Origin of the sequence: Flavobacterium limnosediminis JC2902, from assembly GCF_000498535.1 — a bacterium.
GTDB lineage: Bacteria > Bacteroidota > Bacteroidia > Flavobacteriales > Flavobacteriaceae > Flavobacterium > Flavobacterium limnosediminis.
This window is the reverse complement of the sequence record NZ_AVGG01000018.1, coordinates 264,687-275,429: the sequence shown is the minus strand read 5'-3', so window position 1 is coordinate 275,429 and position 10,743 is coordinate 264,687. Positions and strand designations below refer to the sequence as shown.

The following is a 10,743-nucleotide window of genomic DNA, read 5'->3' as shown; positions in this document are numbered from 1 at the left end:
TTTGCGGGTTGCAAAGGTAATACCTTTTTTTAATCTCGCAAGTGTTTTTTAATTATTTTTCGATTTAATTTCTAAACCGTAATTTCAAATCACTTACTCAATATTTCAAAAGAACTTTACCGTGTTTTGCGGGTGGCAAAGATAACTTCTTTTTTATTTACAAACCAAATCTTTTTTTGACTTTTTTCAAAATCCTTTTGGATGTGATTCGTTTCAAAATGTCAGTAGAACTGTGCCGTTATTGCGGGTGCAAAAGTAGCACTCTTTCCCGTAACTCCTAATTATTTCAGGTCTTTTTTTATTCTTTTTTTCGAGGTTTTCCTTAACTTCCTGATAACCATTTCTTAAAGAAGGAAAGTTTTTTTTGAAAAAAGGTACTGAGGGCCTGAGGTACTAAAGGACTAAGAGAAAATCATAGTTGAATATACCATATATAAAGGCAATGAGAGTCTGAGAAGCTAAGGTATTGAGGAAAGATAGCATTGACTATACCATATATAAAAGGTATTGAGAAATTGAAAAGCTAAGATGTCAAGAAAAAATCTCTGTTGGCTATACCATATATATAAGGTGTTAAGGAACCGAGGAGCTAAGACACTACGGAAAAATCACTATTGACAATACTATATAAGCAGAAACCCTGAGGGAAAATCTCATCTACCATACTATATATAGGTAAATAGAATCCGGAAATCACTCCTTACGCCGGAATAACAGTAAACAGGAATGATTGTATACTTCAAATGACCACAAAAACGCAACCACCTCTCTCCCCTAGCCCCGATTGGAGTGGAAATCCCGCAGCGCAGCGGAGGAATTGGAACGGAAAGCGGGAACATGGACCACAAAAATGCCCGAACCATTCGCTCCTAATTAAAAAAATTATTTATTTTCTTCTAAAGCAGCCTTTTCTTTTGCTTCTTTTTCCTCCCTGGCTTTTCTTGATCTATTCAGTTTTTCTTTCCAGGTAGCAGAAAGTTCGGCAAGATCAATTGGCCTGGCAGGATCCTGACGCTGAAGTTTACCTTCTTTGAACGCTTTTACCAACATACCTTCTATATAGAAATCATCCAATTCATTGAAAGGATCGTATTCGGCTTTTAAATCGACGTCAAATAATCGGGCGGTATTGTTAGACCAGAAGGCTTTCCAGCCGCTTTTTAAATCTTTAACCAGTTTATAAGTGGTAACACCGGTTTGTCTGTGGATGAGTTTAACCAGAATCTGGCCTTCCATGCGGGAAAATTTCTTCAGACGACCTTCGAATTCGTTTTCAAGATAGTTTTCGACTATTTTAAAATACTTTTTCTTTTCGCGTTCTGTTTTGAGTTTGGCCATATTCGCATTCAGAATCTTTAAATTCTCGGCTGCTAATTTTGCATAGGGATATACTTTAAAAACCCGGCGCTGAATTTTTTTGATTCGGTCCATTTCCGCCATCTTGGCTTTATCTTTTCCAATAAACATTTCATCCATTTGTGTTTTAAAAACAACGGAAGTATCCGGCTCCTGTATTCCGACAGTGTCATTGGTAACCTGACTATATATATAGGAGTAAAAAAAGAATGAAATACTCAAAAAAAGATATCGCTTCATAGACTTATTTATTATATCAAAAATATGCATTATACTAACAACTCTGATGCCAATTTATTATTTTAGCAAAAAAATATTTTATGGCAACGAAATCAATACTATCCAAATCGTCACTTACTTTTTTAGAAAATTATCTAAACAACGCATCACCAACAGGTTATGAAGAAAGCGGACAAAAACTTTGGATGGACTACCTGAAACCGTATGTAGACACATTTATAACCGACACTTACGGAACCGCCGTAGGAGTAATAAATCCGGATGCAAAATACAAAGTAGTAATTGAAGGTCATGCTGATGAAATTTCTTGGTATGTGAATTATATTACGGATGACGGATTAATCTATGTGATTCGCAATGGTGGTTCTGATCATCAGATTGCGCCTTCCAAACGTGTAAACATTCATACGAAAAACGGAATCGTTAAAGGCGTTTTCGGTTGGCCGGCGATTCATACGAGAAATCGTGGCAAGGAAGAATCGGCAACACTCCATAATATTTTTATTGACTGCGGATGTGAAACAAAAGAAGAAGTGGAGAAATTAGGAGTTCATGTAGGTTGCGTGATTACGTATCCGGATGAATTCATGATTCTGAACAAAGATAAATTCGTTTGTCGAGCCATTGATAACCGTATGGGTGGATTCATGATTGCTGAAGTGGCGCGTTTATTGAAAGAAAACAAAAAGGAATTACCGTTTGGATTGTACATCGTCAATTCGGTTCAGGAAGAAATTGGTCTTCGCGGAGCTGAAATGATTACGCATACCATCAAGCCAAATGTGGCCATTGTAACCGATGTTTGTCATGACACCACTACCCCAATGATTGAAAAGAAAATTGAAGGTGATCTGAAAATGGGAAAAGGTCCGGTTATTGCCTATGCTCCGGCTGTTCAGAATAAATTACGTGAACTGATTGTAACCACGGCAGAGGAAAAGAAAATTCCATTCCAGCGTCATGCTACATCGAGAGCTACGGGAACCGATACTGATGCATTTGCTTACAGTAACGGCGGAGTTGCTTCTGCACTAATTTCGCTTCCGCTGCGTTATATGCACACAACGGTGGAAATGGTTCACAAAGAAGATGTTGAAAATGTGATCAAATTAATTTATGAAAGTTTATTAAAGATTGAGAACAACGAAACCTTTTCTTATTTCAAATAAATCTGATTGTTTGGCACGAATTACGCAAATTACCACAGATTAATTCATGGAAATTCGTGTAATTCGTGACGAACAAATATTAGCCCCGTAAAACCATGGATTCAATTCGCACCAAACTATTTTTTGCCCTTTTCGGAATAACGATAGCGTTATCGATGAATAGTTGCGGCTCTTCGGGGTCTAAAGTCAGAACCACCTCCGTTCCAAAATCATCAGAAAAAGGGAAAGTTTACAAAAATAAAGGTGTAGCTTCCTATTATCACGATAAGTTTAACGGCAGAAAAACAGCCAACGGAGAACGTTTTAATAATAAAGAATACACGGCAGCTCACAGAGAGTTAGCGTTCGGTACAAAAGTAAGAGTAACCAATCTAGCCAATGATAAATCGGTTGTGGTTATAATCAACGACCGCGGACCATTTTCCAGAGGAAGGGAAATTGATCTGACCAAAAAAGCTTTTATGGAAATATCCGACAAAAGCACTCACGGTGAACTAAGCGTGAAAATTGAAATTTTATAAATGTCTTTTATTTTAAAAAACATTATCTGCTGTTTATTTCTTTTTCAATTTTTCATTGGAAACGCTCAAACGACCGATAAAATAAAGGAAATTTATACCTCAAAAAAGGGGATTGATAAAATCCGTTTTTACGAAAGTCTGACTCATAGACAAAAAATAGACAATCGGGAGTTTTTCTACCAAAATCTCCCTAAACTGAAATCCGACGAACAAATCAATACACATATAAATTCGTCAATGCGGCTTAAATTTGTATTGGCCGATGTCTATTTTATAAAAGAAGACTACCTGAAATCCATTGTTGTATTGAAAGAAATTCAGAATAACAAGGATTACAAACTTTCCGATTCAAAACGCATGTCCGTCTTAGTAAGATTACAGAAAGCTTATCTGAACCTTAATTTATTTTCTAATGTCTTTAAAATAAATTCCGAAATAAGCCTTCTCAGAAAAAAAGGTGTGGATTACGATTTGTGGACTTACAGTATCAAAAGTAGTTTATATGCCCGATTGCACTTATATGATAAGGCGATTTTGCAATTAAAATCGGAAATCAATGAAATACTGAAAAATCCAAAACGTGATTCACTTATAGTTCCCTCAGCTTACAATAGTCTGGGTTACTATTATTCTATGAACAATCAAATTGACAGTGCATATCATTATTATAATCTATCATTACAAAAAGCAGAAACTGGCCTTAAAAAGAATGATTGGGAGAGTTTTAATGCATTGTACGGGTTAGTGAAAGGAAATATCGGCGTTTTAAAAATGAAACAAGGCGATTATAAAAGTGCTGTACCACTGCTGATGGAAGACATTTCCATCGGAATAAAAATCAAGGACAATAACAGCAACGATGGAATCGTTAAAACCATTGTTTATCTCACAACATGTAACATTAAGTTAAAAAACTACACTGAGGCGAAAAAAAACATAGAGCTGGCGGAACAACTCATGTCAAAAGGAATATCAGACGAAACAAGAGTGTTCTACTATAGAACAAAAGCAGAATTACTAAAAGTTCAGAATAAAAAAGATGAAGCTCATATCTATTATGAAAAAGCTTTCAATCTGAGCGATTCGATAAACTCGAAGACACAACGCCTTTTATTAGCCGGAAATGAAATCCTGTACCAATTGGAAGAAAAAGACCATTTAATAGAAAAACAGCAATCGGACATCAATGCTAAAGAAAAAGTCACGCTCTATATAATTGCAACGGCTTTAGGAATTATTCTGGTGACAACCTTATTGTACCTTAGTAATTCGCGAAAAAAACAGAAAGAAATTCAGCACAAAAATGATGAGATTTCTGCAAAAAATGAGACCATCAAAGAATCGCTGGCCGAAAAAGAAATGCTGTTGAAGGAAATTCATCACAGAGTGAAAAACAATCTGCAGATTATTTCGGGCTTAATGGAACTTCAGAACCTTAACATCAGTGATGAAAATGCTAAGATTATTTTAAAAGAAGGCCAGTCACGAATACAATCGATTGCATTAATTCACAAAACACTGTACCAGTCGGAAAATTTCAGTAAGGTTCCTTTTCAGAATTATTTATCCGAATTAATTCAGGCAATTCAAACAGCATACAACAATAACCAAAAAATTAGTATTGATGTCGAAGCAAATGAGATAGAACTCGGCATAAATACAGCCATTCCGTTAAGTTTAATCCTTAATGAGATCATAACAAATTGTTTCAGGCATGCTTTTAAAAACAGAGAAAGCGGAAACATTACAATCAATCTCACCAAAGAAAATGATATTTACAGACTTATCGTAAAAGACAACGGTATCGGACTACCCGCTGATTTCGATCCAAAGAAGTTGCAATCGATTGGTTTTGACCTGATTTTGGGACTGACAAGACAATTGGAAGGCAATTGTGAATGGAAAAATGATAACGGAGCCAACATTATTATTACTTTTAAAGATATTGCATAATGAACCACCCATTAAACATTCTGGTAGTAGAAGACGAATACATAACCCAAAAGACAATAACAGTCCTTTTAACCGAAATGGGCTACAACGTTGTCGGCACAGCAATGAATGCTCAGGAAGCAATCGAGATACTTTCTGAAAACAAAGTTGAATTCGCCCTTTTGGACATCACCATCCAAGGTGAAAAAGACGGCATTTGGCTGGCGAATTACATTCAGGAAAAATACTCCATGCCACATGTTTTCCTCACTGCCTATTCGGATGATGTGACTGTCAAAAGCGCCATAGCCACAAATCCTTTCGGATATCTAATAAAACCTTTTCAGAAAGCAGAACTTTTTACTGCCATTGAAATAGCAATGCTTAACTACAACAAACAAAGCATTGCTGTTTCTAAAGAGAAACCCAATACTTTCATTTATATCAAACATAAGGAGGTTTTTGAAAAAGTAGCTATTGAAAACATCATTTACGCTGAAAGTCAGAAGAATTATCTACTTATAATTACTCCGGAAAAAGAATACCGTTATCGTTCTACCATAACCGAGTTTTTAGCTAACCTTCCCGATAATTTCATCAAAACTCACAAAGGTTTTATTGTAAACAAAACTAAAATTGATGGGTTTAATACATTCTTTATCACAATCGGCAGTAAAAAAATACCGATTTCAAAAACATATAAAGAGTTAGTAATTAATGAATTGACCAATTTTTAAACCTAGAATTTAGTTCTGCATGATAACTGTAACAACAAAAAAAAACCGGACATAATGCCCGGTTTTTTTTATTCTCATAACTAAAACTCTAACTTATTTTTTTGAAGCCGATTTAATAACTTCAGCTACTTGGGTAGCTTTTACAGCTTCTGCCAGTTGCAAAGCGGTACGCCCGTTTGGATCTTTAACCGAAATATCTGCTCCTTTTTCAATCAGGATTTTTGCTATTTCGGCGTTATTGTAACGAACTGCGAACATTAACGGAGTCATTCCGTTTTTAGTTTCGTTTACATCTACTCCGTATTCAACAAATTTTTTAACGGTAGCAACGTCTCCTTTACTGATGGCCACAAAAAGCGGTGTAACATCGTAATTATGGATTGCAACATTTTTTGAAGTTGAAGTGTCAACATTCGAAGCTAAGGCAACATTTGCAGTTGCAATTAAAGCTAAACCTAATAAACTGATCGTTTTTTTCATGATGATTGATTTTTTTCCGCTACGCTCCAAACAATTCGGCTGCGCCTCGGGTTGATTAATGATTTAAATTTTACTCTTTATTATATTTAAAAATTATGATTTTTTGGATTTTTTAAAATTGCATGGTTTACTTTCATTTAACAACGGACTTTCAATTATCTGACTGTCTTGCTGTATTATTTCTTCCATTGTTTTTTCACTGTAAACCGGACCAACTTCAGCTAAAATAATATCGTCAATAACCTGATTATCTGCTGAAGGAATTTCTGCTGTTTCATTTTCAGCTATTTCATTTGAAATAGTACTTTCGATTATCTGATTGTTTTCGGCTATAATTTCCTCCATGCTTTTTGCATACGATTCAATGCCAATTATTTCCGGATTATTTCTTGGCGGATCTCCACCTTTTTTATCGGTGATTGTTTCTGCCGAATCATTGCCGTTTGTTGTTACGCCTGAACTTTGATCTGACTGCACTGTCTGAATCGAACCAAGATGCTCAATATCAAACAATTGCTGACAATTAAATGCTGAAACATTGATAAAGGTCAATGCAGCGATTCCTAAATAAATGATTGATTTTTTCATGATGATTGTTGATTGATGATTTATTTAATAGACGCTTTTTGAATTATTTCGTTACCGAAATTTCTGATTATAACATAACTTTAACAAACCGTTACTGATAATCGGTATTTTAAAACCGTTTATCGATTTAATCAACCAAAACATACATTTCATATCTCACTACAAAGAACAAAAAAACCACGCAGTGCGTGGTTAGTATAACTTTAAGAATGGGTTATCTTATTTGTTCAGAAAAGCCAAAACGTTTTTCTCAATACGTTCATTGATATTGGAGATATCTGCTTTCACAAATGATTCCCCTAAAATGTTCTCATACAATTCAATGTAACGCTCAGAAACTGTTTCGATGTATTCCTCTGTCATGTCCGGGATTTGTTGCCCTTCTTTTCCCTGGAATCCGTTTTCAATCAACCAACGTCTAACAAATTCTTTCGACAATTGCTTCTGATCTTCTCCTCTGTCTTGTCTTTCCTGATATCCTTCAGCATAAAAATAACGGGAAGAATCCGGAGTATGGATTTCATCAATCAGAACAATTTTACCGTCTTTGGTTTTTCCGAATTCGTATTTCGTATCCACAAGAATTAATCCACGCGAAGCTGCAATCTCAGTTCCTCTTTGGTATAAAGCTCTAGTGTATTTTTCTAAAATCAGATAATCTTCTTCAGAAACAATTCCGTTAGCCAAAATCGCTTCACGTGAAATATCTTCATCGTGAGAACCATTATCGGCCTTTGTTGTCGGGGTAATTATCGGCGTCGGAAATTTATCGTTTTCTTTTAATCCTTCTGGCATTTCAACACCACATATAACTCTTCTTCCGGCAGCATATTCACGGGCGGCATGTCCGGATAAATACCCACGGATTACCATTTCCACTTTAAAAGGCTGGCATAAATGACCTACGGCAACATTTGGATCCGGTGTCGCGATTAACCAATTCGGAACGATATCCTCCGTTAATTGCATGAATTTGGTTGCTATCTGATTTAAAATCTGACCTTTGTACGGAATCCCTTTTGGCATTACCACGTCAAAAGCTGATAATCTGTCGGTTGCCACCATTACCAAAAGCTCGTCGTTGATATTATACACTTCTCTTACTTTACCTCTGTAAACGGATTTCTGACCCGGGAAATTGAAATTGGTAGTCGTGATTGTATTCATTTTTGTTGTGTTGATGTTGAATTGTGCAAATGTAATTGGATTCTGAGAGTCAAGCAAAATAATCCAAATAAATTTGTTACTCTATGGCAAAGTTGATCGTAACATTTGCTGTCACTTCAATTTCTCCGATTGCCAATGTTTCTCTTGCCGGAGCTGCAGATTCAGAATCCATCTTCATGGCTCCATAAACCGGTCTTGGATAATGGGTTGTCGAATTATCTGAAACCAAAATTGCTTTACCCACTTTCTGATTCAATGCCGAAGCATAATCCGCAGCTTTGGTTTTAGCATTCTGAACCGCCTGAATTCGTGCCTGACTTTCGTATTCTTTCACTTTAGACGATTTGAAATCAACGCCTTGGATCACATTCACTCCTGATTCCACCAATCCCATTATTAACTCATCATACTTGGATAAATCCTTAAGTGTGATAATAATATTTTGTGAAGCCGTGTATGTATTTTTCTTCTTCTGATAATCATACGATTTGTATAACGACACGCGTTGCGTCTGATAATCGGTAGTGGCAATTTTCATTTTCTTGATGTATTTGATGATGCCGTCTATGGCCACATCATTTTTCGTTTTTACATCGGCAGCGTCGTTTCCTGTATTTTCAACGCCGACGGTAATTACGGCCTGATCCGGAGTAACTTTTATTTTTCCCTCACCGGAAACCACAATTTGGGGTATTGGTTTAATTTCTTGTACTTGCGCATTAGAAAGTCCTGTCATGAACAAGGTTATTCCGATTAAAAGTAGTTTTTTCATATCTAATATATTTTTAAGTTTTTCATTACAAGTCAAAAGTAATGCCAAAACACCTATATCTTACCCATTTTTAATAAAATCAATAAAATTACAATCGGAATCAGCAACAATACAACCATTAACGTATTGTCTGTCACCATGGAAGGAACTTTAGCCAATGTGATGATATAACCGCCAATTGCTCCTCCAAAATGTGCCGTGTGTCCGATGTTATCATTCTTAGCTTTCATTCCGTAAATGGAATAGAGCAGATACCCGATTCCGAATAAATATGCCGGAATCGGAATAGGTATGAAAAATAAATATAAGCTCATGTCCGGATGCAGTAAAATTGCTGAATACAACACTCCGGTAACTGCTCCGGAAGCTCCGATGGCGCGGTAATAATAATCGTTATTATGAAAATACAAAGTAAGCAAGCTGCCACAAATCAAACTTGCGAAATATATGATTATGAATGAAAGCGAATCAAAATTCTGAATGACAACAGGTGCAAAGAAATACAATGTGAGCATATTGAACAATAAATGTCCGATGTCTCCATGCAGAAAAGCCGAAGTTACCATTCGGATGTGTTCTCCGGCACGAATACTGCCGATATGAAATTCATACTTTCTAAAAAAAGATTCGTCTCCGAAACCTTTAAAACTTACAATAGCGGTAACAACAATAATCAGTAATAATACAGAGTTCATATATTTGCATTTTCGTTGCGTAAAAATAACCAATGTTTCTTTATTGAATGGTATTTGATGCCCGAATAATCAGTATAAAAAGTATATTTGTAAAAACTTAAATAAATGCAATTACTAGTATTTCTGTTGGTATATCCAATTTTGTGGTGCATATCAATACTTCCTTTCCGATTATTATATTTTGTTTCCGATTGCCTTTACGTACTTGTGTATTACATTATTGGTTACAGAAAAAAAGTGGTTCGACAAAATTTAGCCTTAGCCTTACCGCATTTGTCCGAAAAAGAACGTTTACGTGTTGAAAAAGAATCCTATCATCATATGGTTGACGGTTTTCTTGAAATGATTAAAACCATGACCATTTCAGATAAGGAAATCAATAAGCGTTTTACTTTTACCAACATGGAATTGTATGATGAATATGAAGCCAAAGGTAAAAGCATCGCGATTTTCTGCGCCCATTATTCAAGTTACGAATGGTTGCTGATTATGAACAAACACATCAAATTTGAAGGGTTTGGAATTTATAAAAAAATCAGAAATAAATACTTTGATAAGTTAGTACGCGACATCCGAGGAAAGTTTAACGCCACATTAATCGACACCAAAGAAACAACTGCGGTAATGGTATCGAATTACAAGAAAGGAATCAAAGGAGTTTACGGATTTGCAGCCGACCAATCTCCTAAAGTATGGAAAGCACAACACTGGACAAAGTTTATGGGAGTTGAAGTTCCGGTTCATACGGGAGCCGAAATGCTCGCCAAACGAATGGATATGAATGTTCTTTTTGTTAAAGGAGAGAAATTAGGCCGTGGCCGATACCAGGCAACTTTTGTTCCGATGGTGGAAAACCCGAAAGAAGTTCCGAATTATGAACTAACCGATATGTTTTTCAGAATGGTCGAACAACAAATCCTTGAAAAACCAGAGTATTATCTGTGGACACACAAGCGCTGGAAACACACTAAGGAGAGTTAGCAGATTGCAGAAGGCAAAGAAAAAATTAAACTCGTTTTATAAAAGAAAAAATCCACTCATTACAAGTGGATTTTTTTATGACCAAATTTTCTTTAGTTCGGCAAA

General features: G+C 35.8%; 11 protein-coding genes. 5 read left to right on the top strand and 6 right to left on the bottom strand.

Annotated elements, in window-relative coordinates:
- Positions 1-882: 882 nt before the first annotated feature.
- Positions 883-1,596, bottom strand: coding sequence for a DUF4294 domain-containing protein (locus FLJC2902T_RS12880; RefSeq protein WP_035678667.1), 714 nt, complete (start codon positions 1,594-1,596; stop codon positions 883-885).
- Between the two features lie 80 nt (positions 1,597-1,676).
- Between FLJC2902T_RS12880 and FLJC2902T_RS12875 the strand changes: the two genes are divergently transcribed.
- The 4 genes from FLJC2902T_RS12875 to FLJC2902T_RS12860 all read left to right on the top strand — a co-directional run bounded on the left by FLJC2902T_RS12875 (position 1,677) and on the right by FLJC2902T_RS12860 (position 5,955).
- A complete protein-coding gene (locus FLJC2902T_RS12875; RefSeq protein ID WP_023580242.1) occupies positions 1,677-2,765 on the top strand; it encodes a M42 family metallopeptidase in 1,089 nt (362 codons plus the stop codon).
- 95 nt (positions 2,766-2,860) lie between these two features.
- Positions 2,861-3,286 carry a septal ring lytic transglycosylase RlpA family protein gene (locus FLJC2902T_RS12870; RefSeq protein ID WP_023580241.1) on the top strand — a complete coding sequence of 142 codons (426 nt, stop codon included), beginning with the start codon at positions 2,861-2,863 and terminating at the stop codon, positions 3,284-3,286.
- Positions 3,287-5,239: a tetratricopeptide repeat-containing sensor histidine kinase gene (locus FLJC2902T_RS12865; RefSeq protein ID WP_023580240.1), complete on the top strand. Its 1,953-nt coding sequence runs from the start codon at positions 3,287-3,289 to the stop codon at positions 5,237-5,239.
- On the top strand, positions 5,239-5,955 hold the full coding sequence (locus tag FLJC2902T_RS12860) for a LytR/AlgR family response regulator transcription factor (RefSeq protein ID WP_035678664.1): 717 nt from the start codon (positions 5,239-5,241) through the stop codon (positions 5,953-5,955). The genes FLJC2902T_RS12865 and FLJC2902T_RS12860 overlap by 1 nt, the downstream gene beginning before the upstream one ends.
- 93 nt (positions 5,956-6,048) lie before the next feature.
- Here the strand turns inward: FLJC2902T_RS12860 and FLJC2902T_RS12855 are convergent, their stop codons facing one another.
- The 5 genes from FLJC2902T_RS12855 to FLJC2902T_RS12835 all read right to left on the bottom strand — a co-directional run bounded on the left by FLJC2902T_RS12855 (position 6,049) and on the right by FLJC2902T_RS12835 (position 9,657).
- Positions 6,049-6,435, bottom strand: a complete 387-nt coding sequence (locus tag FLJC2902T_RS12855) for an ankyrin repeat domain-containing protein (protein ID WP_035678662.1) — start codon at positions 6,433-6,435, stop codon at positions 6,049-6,051.
- 93 nt (positions 6,436-6,528) lie between these two features.
- Positions 6,529-7,023 (bottom strand): hypothetical protein, encoded by a 495-nt coding sequence (locus FLJC2902T_RS12850; RefSeq protein WP_023580237.1) that lies wholly within the window; start codon positions 7,021-7,023, stop codon positions 6,529-6,531.
- 219 nt (positions 7,024-7,242) lie between these two features.
- Positions 7,243-8,190: a phosphoribosylaminoimidazolesuccinocarboxamide synthase gene (locus FLJC2902T_RS12845; protein ID WP_023580236.1), complete on the bottom strand. Its 948-nt coding sequence runs from the start codon at positions 8,188-8,190 to the stop codon at positions 7,243-7,245.
- Between the two features lie 76 nt (positions 8,191-8,266).
- Positions 8,267-8,962, bottom strand: a complete 696-nt coding sequence (locus FLJC2902T_RS12840) for an SIMPL domain-containing protein (protein ID WP_023580235.1) — start codon at positions 8,960-8,962, stop codon at positions 8,267-8,269.
- A gap of 53 nt (positions 8,963-9,015) precedes the next feature.
- Positions 9,016-9,657, bottom strand: coding sequence for a rhomboid family intramembrane serine protease (locus tag FLJC2902T_RS12835; protein ID WP_023580234.1), 642 nt, complete (start codon positions 9,655-9,657; stop codon positions 9,016-9,018).
- 105 nt (positions 9,658-9,762) lie between these two features.
- Between FLJC2902T_RS12835 and FLJC2902T_RS12830 the strand changes: the two genes are divergently transcribed.
- The gene (locus tag FLJC2902T_RS12830; RefSeq protein ID WP_023580233.1) at positions 9,763-10,638 is read left to right on the top strand and encodes a lysophospholipid acyltransferase family protein; all 876 of its coding nucleotides are present in this window, start codon (positions 9,763-9,765) and stop codon (positions 10,636-10,638) included.
- The last annotated feature ends 105 nt before the right edge of the window (positions 10,639-10,743 follow it).